Here is an 18,448-nt window from a genome sequence, read left to right on the forward strand (position 1 = left end):
GCGCCCCCCCCGGCGGGCGGGGCCCCACCCCCCCACCCCCCTACAGCCCCGCGGGCCTCCCCCCCCCGCCCGGGCCCCCGGGGCCGCATCGAAATATGCGGCCCCGCCGCGTGGGCGCGATCAGCCCACGCGGTCCGCAGTTCCCCGTGCACCGAACCCCCCGAGCTCTCTGAGACAATTAAAAACATGGCTTCCGCTGACCAACCTCGCGTGCTCTCCGGCATCCAGCCCACGGCGGGCTCGTTCCACCTCGGCAACTACCTCGGCGCCGTCCGCCAGTGGGTGGCCCTGCAGGAGTCCCACGACGCCTTCTACATGGTCGTCGACCTGCACGCGATCACGGTCCCGCAGGACCCGAAGGACCTGCGCGCCAACACCCGCCTGGCCGCCGCCCAGCTCCTCGCGGCGGGTCTCGACCCGGACCGCTGCACCCTCTTCGTCCAGAGCCATGTCCCGGAGCACGCCCAGCTGGCCTGGATCATGAACTGCCTCACCGGCTTCGGCGAGGCGAGCCGCATGACCCAGTTCAAGGACAAGTCGGCCAAGCAGGGCGCGGACCGGGCGTCGGTGGGCCTGTTCACGTACCCGGTCCTCCAGGTCGCCGACATCCTCCTCTACCAGGCGAACGAAGTGCCGGTCGGTGAGGACCAGCGCCAGCACATCGAGCTGACCCGCGATCTTGCCGAGCGTTTCAACGGCCGGTTCGGCGACACGTTCACGATCCCGTCGCCGTACATCCTCAAGGAGACGGCGAAGATCTACGACCTGCAGGACCCGTCGATCAAGATGAGCAAGTCGGCGTCCACGCCGAAGGGCCTGATCAACCTGCTCGACGAGCCGAAGGCGACGGCCAAGAAGGTCAAGAGCGCGGTCACCGACACCGACACCGTGATCCGCTACGACGTGGCGAGCAAGCCGGGCGTCTCGAACCTCCTCACCATCTACTCCACGCTCACCGGCAGGTCGGTCGCCGAGCTGGAGCAGGACTACGAGGGCAAGATGTACGGCGCGCTCAAGACGGACCTCGCCGAGGTGATGGTCGAGTTCGTGACGCCGTTCCGGGAACGCACCCAGCAGTACCTGGACGACCCCGAGACGCTCGACTCGGTCCTGGCCAAGGGCGCGGAGAAGGCGCGTGCCGTCGCCGCGGAGACTCTGGCGCAGGCGTACGACCGGGTGGGATTCCTGCCGGCGAAGCACTGAGAAGCACGGGCCGGCGCTGCGGCGCACGACCGCCCACACGTCCGACCGGGCAGAGCGCTGCACATCACTTCTGCTGCGCCTGCCCACAGGACATCCGGGGCCGTACAGTCGATAGCCGACGGCCGGGACGAATGCCGCCGGAAGACAACTCGCGACGACAGGAGACGACGTGGGGACCGTAACGATCGGCGTGTCGATCGCGGTCCCGGAGCCTCACGGCAGCCTGCTCCAGGAGCGGCGCGCGGGCTTCGGCGACGCCGCTGCTCACGGCATCCCCACGCACGTCACCCTGCTGCCGCCGACCGGGGTGGCGGCGGCCGATCTGCCGACGGTCGAGACGCATCTCCTCCAGGTCGCCGCGGCCGGGCGGCCGTTCCCGATGAGGCTGTCCGGGACCGGCACCTTCCGGCCCCTGTCGCCGGTGGTCTACGTGCGCATCGTCCAGGGGGCGGACGACTGCAGCCGGTTGCAGCAGCAGGTCCGCGACGCCTCCGGACCTCTGGCGCGCGACCTGCAGTTCCCGTACCACCCGCATGTCACGGTCGCGCACGGCATCGACGACGCGGCGATGGACCGCGCCTTCGCCGAGCTGGCCGATTTCGAGGCCGAGTGGCCGTGCACCGGCTTCGCGCTGTACGAGCAGGGCGTCGACGAGGTGTGGCGCAAGCTGCGGGAGTACACGTTCGGCGGGTCCGTGGTGCCGCCGCAGGGGGGCCACCCCGGCATCGAGCGCGGGACGATCGCCAGCCGGTAGCTGCGCGGGGTGTGCCGCAGTGCCGGGGTCTGCCGTTGTTCGTCTGCGGCGCCGTTGTGGTTGACCGCGCAGTTCCCCGCGCCCCTTGGGGGCGCTACAGGGGCAGCCGCCGGTACAGCGCCCGTGGCGCGTGTCGTAGCGCCGTCATCACCAGGCGCAGTGCTCCCGGTACCCACACGGTCTCCGAGCGGCGCCGCAGGCCCAGTTCGACGGCGGTGGCGACCGCCTCGGGGGTCGTGGCGAGCGGCGTCTCGGGCAGCCCGGCGGTCATCCTCGTGCGGACGAATCCGGGGCGTACGACCATGACGTGCACGCCCGTGCCGTACAGCGCGTCGCCCAGGCCCTGGGCGAAGGTGTCGAGGCCGGCCTTGCTGGAGCCGTAGATGAAATCGGCGCGGCGGGCCCGTTCGCCGGCCGCCGAGGAGAGGACCACGAGGGAGCCGTGGCCCTGGGTCTGCAGGGCGCGGGCGGCGATCAGTCCCGCCGAGACGGCTCCGGTGTAGTTGGTCTGGGCGACCTGCACGGCGCGCAGCGGGTCGCGCTCGTCGTAGGCCTGGTCGCCGAGGATGCCGAAGGCGAGCAGCACCATGTCGATGTCGCCCTCGGCGAAGACCTTGCCGAGGACCGCCTCGTGGGACGCGGGGTCGAGGGCGTCGAAAGCGGCGGTGCGGACGTCCGCGCCCAGGGCGCCGAGGCTCCGGGCCGCCAGGTCCAGGTCGGGGCCGGGGCGGCCCGCCAGCCAGACGGTGCGGGTGCGGCGGGCGATCAGACGGCGGGCGGTGGCCAGCGCGATCTCGGACGTGCCGCCGAGGACGAGCAGGGACTGGGGCAGGCCGGTGGGATCCTTCATGACAGCCGACCGTATCGCCCTGGTATGACCGTCTTGGTGAAGAAACGCGGTGTTGACGTTCACTGGGAGCGGGCACAGTCCGATCATGGACTGGCTGAAGAAGCTTCCCGGGATCGGGCCGATCGTCACCTGGCTGACGACCACGCACGCGTGGCGGTCGTACGAGCGCCTGGACCGGGTGAAGTGGACACGGCTGGCCGCCGCGATGACCTTCATCAGCTTCGTGGCGCTGTTCCCGCTGCTGACGCTGGCCGGGGCGATCGCCGCCGCCACGCTCAGCCCGTCGCAGCAGACGAACCTCCAGAACAAGATCGCCGACCAGATCCCCGGCCTGGCCGACCAGGTGAACATCCACTCCCTGGTCCAGAACGCCGGCACCGTCGGGCTCATCGCCGGCGTCCTGCTGCTGTTCACCGGCATGGGCTGGGTGGCCCAGATGCGCGACTGCCTGCGCGCGGTGTGGGAGCTGCCCGACAGCGGGCAGAACCCGGTCCTCGCCAAGGCCAAGGACGCGGGCATCCTGGTGGGCTTCGGCGGGGCCGTCCTCGCCACGCTGGCCATCTCCACCGTCGCCTCCGCGCTGGTGGGCTGGATGACCGACCAGCTCGGCATCGACCGCTCGGGCTGGGGCGGCATCCTGCTGCGGACCGCCGCGTTCACCGTCGCCGTTCTGGCCGACTTCCTGGTCCTGCTCTACGTCCTGACCCTGCTGCCCGGCGTCGAACCGCCGCGCCACCGCCTGCTGGTGGCCGCGCTGCTCGGCGCGGTCGGCTTCGAACTGCTCAAGCTGCTGCTGAGCGGCTACATCCAGGGCGTCGCCCGCAAGAGCATGTACGGCGCGTTCGGTGTCCCCGTGGCCCTGCTGCTGTGGATCAACTTCACCGCGAAACTGGTCCTGTTCTGCGCCGCCTGGACGGCGACGCAGAACGGCGGCAGCGGTCTCAGGGACGGGACCGACGACGCATCAGATCCGGCAGCGGCCACCGGCGGTTGACCAGGAACGCCCCGCCCGCGAGCAGCACCAGCAGCCCGCCCGCGACGGCCAGGGCGGTCCAGGCGCCGCTGGAGCCGCCCGCAGCGGTGGAGCTCGCCACCGGCCTGGAGCCGGAACCGCCGGTGCCGTGCGTGGCTCCGGCGGAGGCGGTGGCCCCCGGCTGGGCGGTGGACTGCGCGGCGTTCTCCGGCGGGACCAGCTCGCCCACCGGGCTGACCTTGCCGGCCGCGCGGAAGCCCCAGTCGAGCAGCTTCGCGGTCTCCTTGTAGACCTCGTTGTGGTCGTGCTTCTCCGGGTTCATCACGGTGACCAGCAGCACCTTGCCGCCCCGTTCGGCGACACCGGTGAAGGTGGCGCCCGCGTTGGTGGTGTTGCCGTTCTTCACGCCGGCGATGCCCTGGTAGACGGGCACGTCCGTGTCGCCGCTCAGCAGCCGGTTGGTGTTCTGGATCTCGAAGGACTCGCGGGCGGACGAGACGCCCTTGCCCTTGCCCTTGCCCTTCTTCACGGTGGCGCCCGGGAACTTGGCCCGCACGGTCGAGCAGTACTCCCGGAAGTCCTTCTTCTGCAGGCCCGAACGGGCAAAGAGCGTCAGGTCGTACGCGGAGGACACCTGGCCCTTGGCGTCGTAGCCGTCGGGGCTGACCACATGTGTGTCGAGGGCCTGGAGCTCCCGGGCGTGCGCCTGCATGTCCTGCACGGTCTGGTCGACGCCGCCGTTCATCGAGGACAGCACGTGGACGGCGTCGTTGCCGGAGCGAAGGAAGACGCCGAGCCACAGGTCGTGGACGGTGTAGGTCTCGTCCTCCTTTATCCCGACCATGCTGGAGCCCGCCCCGATGCCCGCCAGGTCGTTCGGCACCACCTTGTGCTTCGTCGTCCTCGGGAACCTGGGCAGCACGGTGTCCGCGAACAGCATCTTCAGGGTGCTCGCCGGGGGCAGCTGCCAGTGCGCGTTGTGCGCGGCGAGGATGTCGCCCGACTCGGCGTCGGAGACGATCCAGGAGCGGGCCGTGAGGTCCTTGGGGAGCACGGGCACTCCGGCGGCGAGGTTCACCTGTGTCCCGGGCTGTCCGAGCCGGGCGCCGCCCACCTGGGACATGTGCGCCGGGGGCGTGGCCGTCGGGCTGGTCGAGGGGGTCGGGGCCGCGAGGGCGGCGGGAGCGGCGACGGAGAGGGACAGCAGCGCGGCGGAGGCGACCAGCAGGGACCGCCGGCCGGTCTTCTGGGGTGCGGGCACGGTCGAGAACGTACCGGCCGCGGACCGTGAAGTCCCGCCCCGCACCCCACCCCGGACACGGAACCGGTCGGCCGACAGCGATACTGACGTCATGCCGTGCTCGTCCTGAGGGCACTGCATCCCATTGCTGCTGCGCAGCGGGCCGGACCCCCGGCCGCCTCGGCCGGGTGCGCCGGCCCGGCACTGTGTCGAAAGGTCTGTCCCTGTGAAACTCAGCCGCCCGGTCTCCTGGTTCCTGCTCGCCTTCGGGGTGTGGAGCTGGGTCATCTGGGTCACCTTCGTCAAGAACCTGGTCAAGGACAGCAGTGGTCTCGCCTTCGACGACGGTCACCCGACCGCGTACTTCTGGGTGCACCTGCTGCTGGCGGTCGTCTCCTCCGTATTGGGGACGGTCATCGGGGTCATCGGGTTGCGCGGCCTGCGCGCATTGCGCCGGACGTCATAGCGGGGCCTGGTCGGGGTGGTCGTCGTCCTCGTTCTCGTCGCTCTGGTCGTCCTGGCCGTCGCGGCGGCTCTGCACTGGTACGTGTGGCGGCGCCTGGTCCGCGACACCACCCGCGGCCCCGGCCGCGCCCGCCGGGCCGGTACGGCGGCGTTCGTCGTGGGCCCGGTCCTGATGATCGGCGCCCTGGTCGCCGAACGCTCCGGCGCCCCCTTCTGGCTCCAGCGCACCCTGGCCTGGCCCGGCTTCCTGTGGATGGCCCTCTCCCTGTACCTGCTGCTGGCGGTGGTGGCGGGGGAGGCGGTGCGGCCGTTGCTCCGGCGGTTGCCGGAGCGCCCCTTCCGGAGCGCGGGGAACTGCGCGACGGGCCACGACGGTGCGCAGCCGTCACCACGGACCGCAGAGCCCTCCCCGGAGGACGGGGCCGTGTCCGCCCCCTCCCGCCGCCTCTTCGTCTCCCGGGTCGTGGCGGGCGCCGCCGCCACCGCGGCCGCCGGAACCGTCGGGTACGGAACCTACGGTGTGCTGCGCGGCCCGCGCGTGAAGCGCGTCACCGTGCCGCTCGCCAAACTCCCGCGCGCCGCGCACGGTTTCCGGATCGCGGTCGTCAGCGACATCCACCTGGGCCCCGTCCTGGGCCGTGGTTTCGCGCAGAAGGTCGTCGACACCGTCAACGCGACCCGGCCCGACCTGATCGCGGTCGTCGGCGATCTGGTGGACGGCAGCGTCAAGGACCTCGGCCCGGCCACCGCGCCCCTCGCGCAGCTCGAAGCGCGGCACGGCGCCTATTTCGTCACCGGCAACCACGAGTACTTCTCCGGCGCCGAGCACTGGGTCGCCGAGGTCCGCACGCTCGGCCTGCACCCGCTGGAGAACGCCCGCACCGAGCTGCCGTACTTCGACCTCGCCGGGGTCAACGACCTCCAGGGCGAGAGCGAGGGGCAGGGACCGGACTTCGACAGGGCGCTCGGCGGCCGGGATCCGGCCCGTGCGTGCGTGCTGCTCGCCCACCAGCCGGTGCAGATCCACGAGGCCGTCCGGCACGGCGTCGACCTCCAGCTGTCCGGCCACACCCACGGCGGCCAGCTCTGGCCCGGCAACCTCGTGGCCGCCGCCGCCAACCCGACCGTGGCCGGTCTCGACCGCTACGGCGACACGCAGCTGTACGTCAGCCGGGGCGCGGGTGCCTGGGGGCCGCCCACCCGCGTGGGCGCGCCGTCGGACGTGACGGTGATCGAGCTGGCCGCCGTGCGCGCGTGACCGGGACCGCTCCCATGTCTGTGAAGACGCTGTGAAACCCGGGCGGAAACAACGCCTCGGTAAGTTCTTCAACAACTGGTCAGAAGGCCCTTCCCCCGGTGAAATCCGTGTGATTAGGTGGCCGCGCCGCTTTAGGGGAGTGGCGAAATTGTGCTGGCCAGGGGTAGGGCCTGAAAGGGCCTGGGGAGGGCACCACCATGCGATCTGTTCGCATGCGGATTCTCGTGACGCTGCTCGTGCTCGCCGTCGTGGGAATCGGCGGCTGGCAGTTGCTGCCGTCACAGGGAAACGACAACAGGACCATCACGGTCGGAACGACGGACGCCGTCACGTCACTGGACCCGGCCGGCGCCTACGACGCCGGTTCCTGGGCCCTGTTCAGCAACGTCTTCCAGTCGCTGCTGACCTTCGAGCCGGACGGTGTCGAGCCGGTCCCGGACGCGGCGAAGAGCTGCAGCTTCCAGGGCGGCGGGCAGAAGACGTACCAGTGCACGCTGCGCGACGACATCACGTTCCCGAGCGGACGCAAGATGACCGCCGAGGACGTGAAGTACTCCTTCGAGCGGGTCAAGAAGATCAACTCCGATCTCGGCCCGGCGTCGCTGTTCTCCACGCTCCGCTCGGTGAGCGCCGACAGCGCGACGACGGTCACCTTCCATCTGTCGTCCTCGGACGCCACCTTCCCGCTGAAGGTCGCCACCGGCGCCGGCTCGATCGTCGACAAGGACAAGTACCCGGCCGACGCCCTGCGCAAGGACTCCGGGGTCGACGGCACCGGCCCGTACACCCTGACCTCGTACACGAAGGACCAGCGGGCCGACCTCGCGCCGTACGCGCACTACAAGGGCTATCTGAGCAGCACCGGACGCCCCGTCGAACTGCGCTACTACGACGACTCCGAGAAGCTCGACAGCGCCTGGAAGGCCAAGCAGGTCGACGTCGCCACCCGGACGCTGCCGCCGGCCGTGCTCTCCGAGCTGAACCCGAGCGATCCGAACCTGCGCGTCACCGAGTCCGACAGCTCCGAGACCCGCAACCTCTACCTGAACACCCGCGCCGGCTCCCCGCTGCACGACGTGCGGGTGCGCCGCGCCATGGCCTGGCTGGTCAACCGCGAGGAGTTGACCTCCACCGTGTACCACGGCACGGTCGACCCGCTGTACTCGCTGATCCCGACCGGCATCACCGGCCACACCACGTCCTTCTTCGACGCCTACTCGACGCAGAGCGCGAGGAAGGCGCGGCAGCTGCTCACCGAGGCCGGGGTGACCCTGCCGGTGCGCTTCACCTTCGGCTACGGCAAGGGCCGCGGCCAGGGTGCGCAGGAAGCCGCGGTGCTGAAGAAGCAGCTGGAGGCGAGCGGCCTGTTCAAGGTGGACGTCCAGGGGTACGAGTGGACCGACTTCCAGAAGCGCTGGGCCGCCGGGAAGATGGACGCGTGGGCGGTCGGCTGGGTGGCCGACTACCCCGACGCGGACACCTTCGGTTCCGCCCTCGTCGGTTCCGGCTCCACGATGAGCACCGGCTACAGCAACAAGGCAGTGGACAGCCTCATCCTGCACAGCCAGCAGTACCCCGACCGCAGCCGGGCCGCGGACGACTTCCGTGAGATCCAGGCGGACGTGGCGGCCGACGTGCCGCTGATCCCGCTGTGGCAGGCCAAGGAGTACGTGGTCAGTATCGAGGACATCGGCGGCGGCCAGTACCTCACGGACGGCACGGGCGTCTTCCGCCTGTGGCGCCTGAACTGGATCTGATCAGCGGGCGCTCGGATCGGGCAGCGCCCGCGTCATCCCCGGCAGGAAGTCCGTGAACAGCTCATGGACTTCCAGGACCAGCGGGCGCAGCACCCGGAAGCGGGCCAGGGCGACTCCGCGGGCGGTCAGCCGTGCTCCCCGGCGGGCCAGCCGGTAGCTGCGCTCGTACCCTTCGGTGCGGTCGAAGATCCAGTACAGGACCAGGCCCATCTGCGAGAGCCACATCAACTCCGGCAGGACGTCCCGCAGTTCGGGTGCCACCTTGGACTTGGAGCCGGCCAGCAGCTCGCGGTGGACGCTGATGGCCTGCTCACGGGCGTGCTCGCTCTCCGGCGAGAAGGGGCTGAGCGGGCTGTCCGGGTCGGCGGCGTTCTTGAAGAACTGGACCGCGAACTCGTGGTACGGCCGGGCGATGTCCAGCCATGCGGTCAGGACGCCCGCGAGGCGCGCCTCCAGATCGGTCTCCCGGTCCAGGACCTGCCGTACCGCCACCTGGTGCTCGGCGGCGATCCGGTCGTAGAAGCCCTGGATCAGGTGCTCCTTGCCCTCGAAGTAGTAGTAGGCGTTCCCGACGGAGACTCCGGCCTCCTTGGCGATGGCCCGCATCGTCGTCTTGTCGTAGCCGCGCTCCTGGAACAGCCGCATCGCGGTCTCCAGGATCAGTGCGCGGGTCTGCTCGGACTTGGTCTTGGGGTCGGCCGCCTCGGGGCCGTCGCTGTTCGCGGGCACGGGAGGAGCCTAACCAGTGGCGCAGGCACCGTCGGAGCAGGACGGGGGGTTGTGACTCCAGCCCGTGCTCGGGTGGTACGACCACCCGTCGGCCCGTGGGTAGGTCTGACCGCCCCACTGCCGGCTGTGGCCCTGCGCACCCCGCCACTTCGCCGCCGCCAGCACCGCGCCCCGGGCCAGCCGGGCCCCTGCCGGGGTGCTCAGCCTGTGGGCCAGCGGGCGGTGTTCGCGCAGGGCCCACAGGACGACGATCCAGGCGCGGGAGGCCTGGTAGACCTGGCCCGCGTCGCCGATGACGGTGACCTCGTCCAGGGTGGCGGCGTGATCGAGTCCCGGGTAGCGCCTGCGGGCCTCGGCCGACCCGGCCGGTACCAGCTCCAGCGGCACCAGCTGCGGCTGCCGTACGAGCCAGTTGCGCAGGTGGGTGCAGAGGGCGCACTCGGCGTCGTAGAGGACGGTGAGCCCGCGGACCGGGGCGCCGCCGGCGCCCCGGTCCGCTGTTGCGCCGGTCACGGCGCTCACGCCCCGACCGTCGGCGGGACCCAGGCCTGCGGCGGCACCGGCGGCTGCTGCTCCCGCTCCATCACCCCGCGCCGGCGGATCTTGTTGAGGACGTACACGTTGCCCAGGTGCATCACGCCGAGCACCAGCAGCACCACGCCCAGCTTGGTCGAGAGGGCCTCGAAGATGCCGCGGGTGTCGTCGATGTTCCCGCTGCTGCTCAGATACAGCGCGACGAAGCCCAGGTTGACCAGGTAGAAGCCGACCACCAGGAGGTGGTTGACGGCGTCGGCGAGCTTCTCGTTGCCGCGCAGCACGTCGGCGAGGAAGATCCGGCCGTTGCGGCTGAGCGTGCGGGCGACCCAGATGGTCAGCGCGACGCTGACGACCAGGTAGATCACGTAGGCGATGACGGTGCGGTCCATGCCCCACCCCTTCTTGAACGCGTTCAAAACGCTGACAGGAATGACTGTAGACCTGTTTTTGAACGTGTTCAACTCAAAGACGGAGCCGACCCGTCAGTCCCTGCGTCCGAGTTCCGGCCGCTTGGTGTAGTCCGTGAAGCCGAGGACGTTCCCCCACGGGTCGGCGATCTCCACGGTCCAGCCGGTGGCTCCCGAGGACGCCTCGTCCAGCGGCGTGATGCCGGCGGCGGCCAGCTCCCGCGCCGCGGCCCGCGCGTCCGGCACCTCCAGCCACAGCCGCGGCGTGTGCCAGGGTGGCGGCCGGTGGCCCAGCGACTCCTCGGCGCACAGCAGGATCCCGGGCGTCTCGCCGCCGACCTTCAGCAGCGCGACCCCGGCCTCGTCGAAGCGGAAGCCCACGCTGAACCCGGCCCGCTCGTAGAAGGCGACGGCCGCGCCGAGGTCGCCGACGGCGAGCAGTGCGTTGTCGAACCCGAGCAGTTCGTACGACTCTTCGTCTGACATGTCGTCACATTAGGGCCGAATTCCACCCTGTGCGAGGAGCCCCACCGAAGCACTGCCCCGCAACGCCCGAGGGCCCCGTTCCCAGGGGGGAACGGGGCCCTCGGTGGCGCAGGCGGAAGACGTCAGAAGCGGCGCGTGATGAGCGCCCGCTTCACCTCCTGGATCGCCTTCGTGACCTCGATGCCGCGCGGGCAGGCGTCCGTGCAGTTGAAGGTCGTGCGGCAGCGCCAGACGCCGTCACGGTCGTTGAGGATCTCCAGGCGCTGCTCGCCCGCCTCGTCACGCGAGTCGAAGATGAAGCGGTGCGCGTTGACGATGGCGGCCGGGCCGAAGTACTGGCCGTCGTTCCAGAAGACCGGGCACGAGGACGTGCAGGCCGCGCAGAGGATGCACTTCGTCGTGTCGTCGAAGCGCTCGCGGTCCTCGGCGGACTGCAGACGCTCGCGCGTCGGCTCGTTCGTCTCCTTGGTGACCAGGAACGGCATGACGTCCCGGTACGCCTGGAAGAACGGCTCCATGTCCACGACCAGGTCCTTCAGGACCGTGAGGCCCTTGATGGGCTCGACCGTGATCGGCTTCTCGGGGTTGATGTCCTTGATGAGGGTCTTGCAGGCAAGACGGTTCTTGCCGTTGATCCGCATCGCGTCCGAACCACAGATGCCGTGCGCGCAGGAGCGACGGAAGGTCAGCGTGCCGTCGACGTCCCACTTGATCTTGTGGAGACCGTCGAGGACGCGCTCCTTCGGGTCGATTTCCAGCTGGAAGTCTTCCCACGTCGCCTCGGCCGAGACCTCCGGGTTGAAGCGGCGGACCCGGAAGGTGACGGTGATGTAGGGAGAGGCCGCGGCCTCCGCCTCCACCTTGTCCAGAACAGGAGTTGCCATCAGTACTTACGCTCCATCGGCTGGTAGCGGGTCTGGACGACCGGCTTGTAGTCGAGACGGACGGTTTCCGAGCCGTCGGCGCCGACCTCGCGGTACGCCATCGTGTGGCGCATGAAGTTGACGTCGTCACGGTTCGGGTAGTCCTCGCGGTAGTGACCGCCGCGGGACTCCTTGCGGGCGAGAGCCGACACCGCCATGACCTCGGCCAGCTCGAGCAGGTTGCCCAGCTCGATCGCCTCGAGGAGGTCCGTGTTGAACCGCTTGCCCTTGTCCTGGATCGACACGTTCTTGTAGCGCTCGCGCAGCTCGGCGATCTTCTCGACCGCCGTCTTGATCGTCTGCTCGGTACGGAACACCATGACGTTCGCGTCCATGGTCTCCTGCAGCTCGCGGCGGATCGTGGCCACCCGCTCGTTGCCGGTAGCGTTGCGCAGCTGCTCGATCTGCTCGACGACGAACGCCTCCGGGTCCTCCGGCAGCTCGACGAAGTCGGCGTCGTGGGCGTACTCGGCGGCGGCGATGCCCGCGCGACGGCCGAAGACGTTGATGTCCAGCAGCGAGTTGGTGCCGAGGCGGTTGGCGCCGTGCACCGACACGCAGGCCACCTCGCCGGCCGCGTACAGGCCCGGGACGACGGTGGTGTTGTCCGACAGGACCTCACCCTCGACGTTCGTCGGGATGCCGCCCATCGCGTAGTGCGCGGTGGGCTGGATCGGGATCGGGTCCGTGTAGGGCTCGATGCCGAGGTAGGTGCGCGCGAACTCGGTGATGTCCGGGAGCTTGGCGTCCAGCTGCTCCGGCGGCAGGTGCGTCAGGTCCAGGTAGACGTGGTCGCCCTCGGGACCGCAGCCGCGGCCCTCGCGGATCTCCGTGTAGATGGAGCGGGAGACGACGTCACGGGACGCGAGGTCCTTCATGACCGGCGCGTACTTCTCCATGAAGCGCTCGCCGTCCTTGTTGCGGAGGATGCCGCCCTCACCGCGGGCGCCCTCCGTCAGCAGGATGCCCATGCGCCAGATGCCGGTCGGGTGGAACTGGAAGAACTCCATGTCCTCCAGCGGCAGACCGCGGCGGTAGACGGCGGCCTGGCCGTCACCGGTCAGCGTGTGGGCGTTCGACGTCACCTTGAAGAACTTGCCGGTGCCGCCGGAGGCGTAGATGACGGCCTTCGCCTGGAAGACGTGGATCTCGCCGGTGGCCAGCTCGTACGCCACCACGCCGGCCGACTTCTTGACGCCGTCGACCTCGGTGATCAGCTGGTCCAGGACGTAGAACTCGTTGAAGAACTCCACGCCCTCCTTGACGCAGTTCTGGTACAGCGTCTGGAGGATCATGTGGCCGGTGCGGTCCGCGGCGTAGCAGGACCGGCGGACCGGGGCCTCGCCGTGGTTGCGGGAGTGACCGCCGAAGCGGCGCTGGTCGATGGTGCCGTTCGGCGTCCGGTTGAACGGCAGGCCCATCTTCTCCAGGTCGAGGACGGCGTCGATGGCCTCCTTCGCCAGGATCTCGGCGGCGTCCTGGTCGACCAGGTAGTCACCGCCCTTGACCGTGTCGAAGGTGTGCCACTCCCAGTTGTCCTCCTCCACGTTGGCGAGCGCGGCGGCCATACCGCCCTGCGCGGCGCCCGTGTGGGAGCGGGTGGGGTAGAGCTTGGTCAGGACCGCGGTGCGGCTGCGCTTCGTCGACTCGATGGCCGCGCGCATGCCGGCGCCACCGGCGCCGACGATGACGGTGTCGTACTTGTGGATCTTCATGATTCTCGCAGCCCCGTGCCTAGCGGATGTTCGGGTCGAAGGTGAAGATCACCAGCGAGCCAAGCAGGATGGTGAACACCGTGGCCGTGTAGAGCAGCCCCTTGAGCCACAGCCGGGTGTTCGCGCGCTCCGCGTAGTCGTTGATGACCGTGCGCAGGCCGTTGGCGCCGTGCAGCATGGCGAGCCACAGCATCAGAAGGTCCCAGACCTGCCAGAACGGGGACGCCCAGCGGCCGGCCACGAAGGCGAAGCCGATCTTGGAGACGCCGCCGTCCAGCACCAGCTGGATCAGCAGGTGGCCGAGGACGAGGACGACCAGTACGACGCCGGACAGGCGCATGAACAGCCATGCGGCCATCTCGAAGTTGCCGCGGGTCGAGCGCGGGGTCTTCTTGGTCCGCTTGCGCGGCGCCTCGATGAGAGGGGCCGGGTTCTCGACGCTGTAGACGGGGGCGCCCTCGACGGGGCCGACGCCGGACGCGGTGGTTTCAGTCGTGGACATGGGCCTCAGCTCCCGAACAGAACACGAGCGGCGTGGCCGAGGACGGGGTAGATCGCACCGATCATCAGGACGACCCAGACACCGACGACGGTCCAGAGCATCTGCTTCTGGTAGCGCGGGCCCTTCGACCAGAAGTCGACGGCGATGACGCGCAGACCGTTGAGTGCGTGGAAGAGGATGGCGGCGACGAGGCCGTACTCCAGCAGCGCGACGATCGGGGTCTTGTACGTGGCTACGACCTTGTCGTAGTCCTCGGGGGAGACACGCACGAGTGCGGTGTCCAGCACGTGAACGAACAGGAAGAAGAAGATGAGGACACCGGTGACTCGATGAGCCACCCACGACCACATGCCTTCCCGGCCGCGGTACAGCGTTCCAGCCGGCACGGAAGAACCCTCCGGGAGCGGGGACTAGGGCCGCGCCGGCTTCACTGTCGGTCGGGCCCGGCCGGGTACGGTCCACCGGCCCTCAGCATCGTATCCATGCGGTGCGCTGCCGCTTACGGGGGGCCTACCTGTGTGATCAAACTGGCATCGGATGGGCTATTGCCCTGCGGCCACAGGGGGGTGGGGTGTCCCGCTCATCCGCCCGGTGCGGCGCTGTTGTGACTGATGGCGCCCCGCGGCGGAGCCGCAGGTAGATGCAGCCCCGCGCCCCTCAGGCGGGTTGCCAGTCTGTTTCTTGCCAGGCGCCGTAGTTCCTCCGCCGCGATGACCCGTTCCTCCTCGGGATCGTTTGTCAATCGTGATCGGATGCCTTCGAGAGTGCGGTCGAGAGCTTCTTCATGAGGACAATCACCCAGATAGATGACGAAACCGTGTCCGAATCGGGCCTCGTAGGCCGCGTGGGCCGCACTCAGGGCCGTGTGGGCGACGGCGTAGGTGTCCTCCGGAAGGTCCGGGAGCGACTCGCTCGCCAGGGCCTCGGACAGGTCCCCCGGCGACAGGTCGTACACCGCCTCGTCCGCCGCTGCCAGGAGCGAGTCCAGGTCGGGGTAGGGCCGGTGGTCGGCCACCCGGCGGGACCAGCGCGGGCAGTGCAGACAGCACTGGAGCAGGGCGCGGGCCTCGTCGGGGGAGGCGGCGTTGAAGGCGTCCAGCGGCTGGGGGAGGGTCGGGAGACGGTGCGCAGGCAGCGTGGGTCCTCGCGTCACATGTGGTGTGGCAGCGGATGCTGTGAAAGATGTGTGATCACGTTATCGAGAGTGGTCACTGTGTGTCCGGGGGATGCCTGAATTTCACCCGGACGGGAGAGTTTCGGAACGTCTCGGTGACGAATGAACCGCGGATCGGACGTACGTTGTTCGGGTGAGCCAGCACAAGCGCCGGGCTTCGGTGCAGCAGGTGAGACGCAAGCGGGCGGTCGTGGCCGCCGCGTTCGCGGGGACCGTCGCGCTCGGCGTGGGCGTCGGTGTCTGGGCCTCGGCGGACGGGGGCGGCGGGCAGCCCGTGGGGAGTACGGGCGAGGCGCCGTCGAAGCAGGCGTCGGCCGCCGCGTCCAGCGGCGCGGCCACGCCGGCCAGCCCCCCGCCCAGCCGCTCCTATCCGCTCTCCAAGGCGCCGCGCACCATACCCGCGGTGCGTTCCCACACCCCGGCGCGCGGACCCGGCTGGCGGCCGCAGCACGGCGAGCGGGTGGTGGTGAGCGATCCGGAGCTGGCCGACGAGGGCCGGCTGATAGCCGGCGAGCTGGGACTGGCGTACGCGGGGGAGAAGAACGACGTACGGGCAGGGGACCTGCGGCTGGCCCTGGGCAACGGGGGCGGGAACCCGGAGTCGTACACCATGACCGTGCGCGGGGGGCGGGTCGACATCAGCGGGCCGGCCGACGCGGGGGTCTTCTACGGCACCCGCACCCTCAAGCAGGAGGTCCACGGCGGTGGTACGGCGCCGGAGGGCGTCGTGCGCGACGAGCCCGCCAAGCCGGTGCGCGGCTTCATGCTGGACATCGCGCGCAAGCCGTACACCGCGCCCTGGATCGAGGACCGGATACGCGAGCTGGGCGACCTGAAGTTCAACGAGCTGGGGCTGCACTTCTCCGACGACCAGGGTTTCCGGATCGAGTCCGGCACCCATCCCGAGATCGTCTCCAAGGACCACCTGACCAAGGCGCAGGTCAAGCAGATCGTCGATCTGGCGGCCTCCCGGCACGTCACCGTGGTGCCCGAGATCGACTCGCCCGGGCACCTGGGCGCGGTCATCGCCGCCCACCCGGACCTGCAGCTGCGCAACGCGAACGGGGCGGCGACCAAGGGCGCGATAGACATCTCCAAGGGCGCCTCCGCGAAGATCGTCGACGACCTGCTCAACGAGTACGCCGGTCTCTTCACCGGCAACCAGTGGCACCTCGGCGGCGACGAGTACCAGGCGCTCACCGTGGCGAACCCGCAGGCCTCCTTCCCCCAGCTGGCGGCCGCCGCCCAGCAGAAGTACGGCTCCGGCGCCACCGTCGCCGACCTCACCACCGGATGGCTGAACGACCGGGCCGCCACCGTGCGCGCCCACGGCCGGACCATGCGCGCCTGGAACGACGGCTTCTTCCGGAACACCTCCGTGCAGCCCGCCAAGGACCTCCAGGTCGCCTACTGGACCGGCAAGGAGATCGGCGCCCGGCAGCCGGTGGAGTACCTGGGCGCGGGCCGCAAGGTCATCAACTACAACGACGAGTTCCTGTACTACGTCCTCGGGGAGCCCCAGACCTTCGTCTACCCGACCGGGCAGCGCATCTACGAGCAGTGGAACCCGCGGGTGCTGCGCGGGACGGCCGCCGTACCGGCGAGCTACGACGGGCAGATACTCGGCGGCACGTTCGCGGTCTGGAGCGACATCGCGAACGCCCAGACGCAGGACCAGGTCGCCGCCGGGATCCGGATGCCGCTGCGCGCCACCGTGCAGAAGCTGTGGGACCCGGGCACCCCGGCGATGTCCTGGGCCGACTTCAAGGCGCTGGCGGACCGGCTGGGCTGAGGCGTACCCGGATTCGAGTGGACGTGCGAGCGCCGCGAACCGTATGTTCCGGTGTCCGTCGCCGGTCTTCCGGCGCTCGTCGGCGCGGCCCCGGCCCGGGGAGACCACGCGCTTCCATGTCGTTTCGGGGGAACTCCTTTCATGATCTGTGCCCGCTGTCAGCAGTTCGCCGCCGCACCCGGGGGCACGCTGTGCGCCCAGTGCGCCATGTCCGCTCCGCCGTTCGCCGCGGCGCCCGGCGCCGTGCTGCGCTCTCCGGTCGGGCTCGGCCGGGCCGCCGCCGCGCTGCTCGGCCTGGTCATCGCCACCGACCTGTTCGCCGTCGTGGCCGATGCGCTGGAGATGAACGTCGCCGGGGACATGGCCGACGGGGCCACCGGCGCCGACGTGATCCACCGGGCCGACCACGCCGACTCGCTCTACACCGCCTCCGGCGTCGCCCAGGGGATCGCCCTGCTGGCGACGATGGTCGTGTACCTGTGCTGGCTGTGGCGGGTGCGGGTCAACGCCGAGGTGTTCAACCCGGGCGGGCACAGCAAGGGGCGCGGCTGGACGATCGGCGGCTGGTTCGTCCCGGTCGTCAACCTGTGGTTCCCGCGCCGGATCACCCTCGACATCTGGGACTCCAGCGCCCGCTGGGCCGAGCGCCCCAGCCATGCGCCGGTCAACTGCTGGTGGACGGTGTGGATCATCTCCCTGTTCGCCGACCGGGCCGCCACCACGGAGTACGCGCGGGCCCACGGTGTGGCCGAACTGCGGGACGCCGCCCGCCAGATGCTGTTCGCCGACGTGATCGACATCGCGGCCGCCGCGCTCGCCGTCCTGATCGTTCTCAAGATCACCCGAATGCAGCACCACCGGGCGCTCGCGGGCCCCGTGCCGGCGCCCGTCTTTGGCTGAAAACCTCTGGCTGTGACACTCCCGGGCCGTTGCACGCAGTTAGGGGAAGTGCGGGCTCCGTAAAGGCGGTGCCCTGGCGAGGGAGGCTTTCATGAGCCTGGTGGAACTGATCGCACAGGCCGATGAACGGGGACTGGCAGCCAGCGGTTTGGCCTGTTTGGATCGGTGTGTGCCCCTCCTGGGCGGCGACGACGAGGTGCTGCGCCCGCTGTGGGCGAGCCTCGCCGACGGCTCCGACTGGGCCGGGAGCCTGGACAAGGCGCGCGGCGCGATCGATCCGGCGGGCCCGGACGCGGACGAGGCCGCGCTGCTCGCCCGCCGCATGCTGGACGCGGCCCCCGCCGAGCGCACCGCCGACGCGATACGGGCCTGGGCGGACGCCTGCTCGGTCGCCTCCCTGCGCATCCACCGGCTCCTGGACCCCGCCGTGGACGACACCGCGGCGGCCGACAGCCCGGAGGACGGGCGCGAGAGCGGCACCGAGGGCACGTCCCCGCTCGTCGCCGCCGAGCTGCGGCGCCAGATCGTCGTCCTGGAACTCCTCGCCGAGCACGGCACGCACGGCCTGCGGCGCGCCCTGGACGTCACGGTCGAGGGCCGCAGGGTGCTGCGTGCGGTGGTGTCCCGCCGGGCCCGCGGGCGCGGCTGACCGGAAATCAAACCCTCCTGCCCGGGCGGATTCTGTAATCGTCGTGCGGTGGGGTGGGGCGGTCCTGCGCCCTTTGGGGAAACCCGCCGGATCCGCGTGACGGATGCCCGGCCGCGCCCGCTCTTCCCTATGTG

The 18,448-nt window shown here is 70.3% G+C and carries 20 protein-coding genes; 9 read left to right on the forward strand and 11 right to left on the reverse strand.

What is annotated here, in order from left to right; all coding sequences use genetic code 11:
* Window positions 1–186 precede the first annotated feature (186 nt).
* Window positions 187–1,203: a tryptophan--tRNA ligase gene (gene trpS / locus AB0H32_RS17965; protein ID WP_361120872.1), complete on the forward strand. Its 1,017-nt coding sequence runs from the start codon at window positions 187–189 to the stop codon at window positions 1,201–1,203.
* Window positions 1,204–1,372: 169 nt separating this feature from the next.
* On the forward strand, window positions 1,373–1,957 hold the full coding sequence (locus AB0H32_RS17970) for a 2'-5' RNA ligase family protein (protein WP_361120875.1): 585 nt from the start codon (window positions 1,373–1,375) through the stop codon (window positions 1,955–1,957).
* Between the two features lie 94 nt (window positions 1,958–2,051).
* On the opposite strand, the gene AB0H32_RS17975 is transcribed toward AB0H32_RS17970, so the two are convergent.
* On the reverse strand, window positions 2,052–2,807 hold the full coding sequence (locus AB0H32_RS17975; protein WP_361120878.1) for a decaprenylphospho-beta-D-erythro-pentofuranosid-2-ulose 2-reductase: 756 nt from the start codon (window positions 2,805–2,807) through the stop codon (window positions 2,052–2,054).
* Window positions 2,808–2,892: 85 nt separating this feature from the next.
* Here AB0H32_RS17975 and AB0H32_RS17980 point away from each other — a divergent pair, with 85 nt between their 5' ends.
* On the forward strand, window positions 2,893–3,801 hold the full coding sequence (locus AB0H32_RS17980) for a YihY/virulence factor BrkB family protein (protein ID WP_361120880.1): 909 nt from the start codon (window positions 2,893–2,895) through the stop codon (window positions 3,799–3,801).
* On the opposite strand, the gene AB0H32_RS17985 is transcribed toward AB0H32_RS17980, so the two are convergent.
* Window positions 3,749–5,041 carry a D-alanyl-D-alanine carboxypeptidase gene (locus AB0H32_RS17985; RefSeq protein WP_361120883.1) on the reverse strand — a complete coding sequence of 431 codons (1,293 nt, stop codon included), beginning with the start codon at window positions 5,039–5,041 and terminating at the stop codon, window positions 3,749–3,751. The genes AB0H32_RS17980 and AB0H32_RS17985 overlap by 53 nt on opposite strands.
* A 205-nt stretch (window positions 5,042–5,246) precedes the next feature.
* Here AB0H32_RS17985 and AB0H32_RS17990 point away from each other — a divergent pair, with 205 nt between their 5' ends.
* The 3 genes from AB0H32_RS17990 to AB0H32_RS18000 all read left to right on the forward strand — a co-directional run bounded on the left by AB0H32_RS17990 (window position 5,247) and on the right by AB0H32_RS18000 (window position 8,500).
* Window positions 5,247–5,486, forward strand: coding sequence for a hypothetical protein (locus AB0H32_RS17990; RefSeq protein WP_361120885.1), 240 nt, complete (start codon window positions 5,247–5,249; stop codon window positions 5,484–5,486).
* Window positions 5,487–5,501: 15 nt separating this feature from the next.
* Complete coding sequence (locus tag AB0H32_RS17995; protein ID WP_361120888.1) at window positions 5,502–6,743, forward strand: metallophosphoesterase; 1,242 nt, start codon at window positions 5,502–5,504, stop codon at window positions 6,741–6,743.
* A gap of 197 nt (window positions 6,744–6,940) precedes the next feature.
* Window positions 6,941–8,500, forward strand: coding sequence for an ABC transporter substrate-binding protein (locus tag AB0H32_RS18000; RefSeq protein WP_361120891.1), 1,560 nt, complete (start codon window positions 6,941–6,943; stop codon window positions 8,498–8,500).
* Here the strand turns inward: AB0H32_RS18000 and AB0H32_RS18005 are convergent, their stop codons facing one another.
* The 9 genes from AB0H32_RS18005 to AB0H32_RS18045 form a co-directional block, all read right to left on the reverse strand.
* Window positions 8,501–9,229, reverse strand: a complete 729-nt coding sequence (locus tag AB0H32_RS18005; RefSeq protein WP_361120894.1) for a TetR family transcriptional regulator — start codon at window positions 9,227–9,229, stop codon at window positions 8,501–8,503.
* A 9-nt stretch (window positions 9,230–9,238) separates the two neighbouring features.
* A complete protein-coding gene (locus tag AB0H32_RS18010; RefSeq protein WP_361120897.1) occupies window positions 9,239–9,751 on the reverse strand; it encodes a DUF393 domain-containing protein in 513 nt (170 codons plus the stop codon).
* Window positions 9,748–10,155, reverse strand: coding sequence for a hypothetical protein (locus tag AB0H32_RS18015; protein ID WP_361120900.1), 408 nt, complete (start codon window positions 10,153–10,155; stop codon window positions 9,748–9,750). Before AB0H32_RS18015 ends, AB0H32_RS18010 begins: the two co-directional genes overlap by 4 nt.
* Window positions 10,156–10,248: 93 nt before the next feature.
* The gene (locus tag AB0H32_RS18020) at window positions 10,249–10,659 is read right to left on the reverse strand and encodes a VOC family protein (RefSeq protein WP_361120903.1); all 411 of its coding nucleotides are present in this window, start codon (window positions 10,657–10,659) and stop codon (window positions 10,249–10,251) included.
* 122 nt (window positions 10,660–10,781) lie between these two features.
* Window positions 10,782–11,543 carry a succinate dehydrogenase iron-sulfur subunit gene (locus AB0H32_RS18025; RefSeq protein ID WP_361120906.1) on the reverse strand — a complete coding sequence of 254 codons (762 nt, stop codon included), beginning with the start codon at window positions 11,541–11,543 and terminating at the stop codon, window positions 10,782–10,784.
* Window positions 11,543–13,297 (reverse strand): succinate dehydrogenase flavoprotein subunit, encoded by a 1,755-nt coding sequence (gene sdhA / locus AB0H32_RS18030; RefSeq protein WP_361120909.1) that lies wholly within the window; start codon window positions 13,295–13,297, stop codon window positions 11,543–11,545. Before sdhA ends, AB0H32_RS18025 begins: the two co-directional genes overlap by 1 nt.
* A gap of 19 nt (window positions 13,298–13,316) precedes the next feature.
* Window positions 13,317–13,799 carry a succinate dehydrogenase hydrophobic membrane anchor subunit gene (locus AB0H32_RS18035; RefSeq protein ID WP_361120912.1) on the reverse strand — a complete coding sequence of 161 codons (483 nt, stop codon included), beginning with the start codon at window positions 13,797–13,799 and terminating at the stop codon, window positions 13,317–13,319.
* 5 nt (window positions 13,800–13,804) lie between these two features.
* Window positions 13,805–14,185: a succinate dehydrogenase, cytochrome b556 subunit gene (sdhC, locus tag AB0H32_RS18040; protein WP_361120915.1), complete on the reverse strand. Its 381-nt coding sequence runs from the start codon at window positions 14,183–14,185 to the stop codon at window positions 13,805–13,807.
* 194 nt (window positions 14,186–14,379) lie between these two features.
* Window positions 14,380–14,952: a 2-oxo-4-hydroxy-4-carboxy-5-ureidoimidazoline decarboxylase gene (locus tag AB0H32_RS18045; protein ID WP_361120918.1), complete on the reverse strand. Its 573-nt coding sequence runs from the start codon at window positions 14,950–14,952 to the stop codon at window positions 14,380–14,382.
* Between the two features lie 154 nt (window positions 14,953–15,106).
* Here AB0H32_RS18045 and AB0H32_RS18050 point away from each other — a divergent pair, with 154 nt between their 5' ends.
* The 3 genes from AB0H32_RS18050 (at window position 15,107) to AB0H32_RS18060 (ending at window position 18,314) form a co-directional block, all read left to right on the forward strand.
* Window positions 15,107–16,765: a glycoside hydrolase family 20 protein gene (locus AB0H32_RS18050; protein ID WP_361120921.1), complete on the forward strand. Its 1,659-nt coding sequence runs from the start codon at window positions 15,107–15,109 to the stop codon at window positions 16,763–16,765.
* Window positions 16,766–16,906: 141 nt separating this feature from the next.
* Window positions 16,907–17,665 (forward strand): DUF4328 domain-containing protein, encoded by a 759-nt coding sequence (locus tag AB0H32_RS18055; protein WP_361120924.1) that lies wholly within the window; start codon window positions 16,907–16,909, stop codon window positions 17,663–17,665.
* A 91-nt stretch (window positions 17,666–17,756) separates the two neighbouring features.
* Window positions 17,757–18,314, forward strand: a complete 558-nt coding sequence (locus AB0H32_RS18060) for a hypothetical protein (protein ID WP_361120927.1) — start codon at window positions 17,757–17,759, stop codon at window positions 18,312–18,314.
* The last annotated feature ends 134 nt before the right edge of the window (window positions 18,315–18,448 follow it).

Source organism: Streptomyces sp. NPDC020362, assembly GCF_040642095.1.
Taxonomy (GTDB): domain Bacteria; phylum Actinomycetota; class Actinomycetes; order Streptomycetales; family Streptomycetaceae; genus Streptomyces.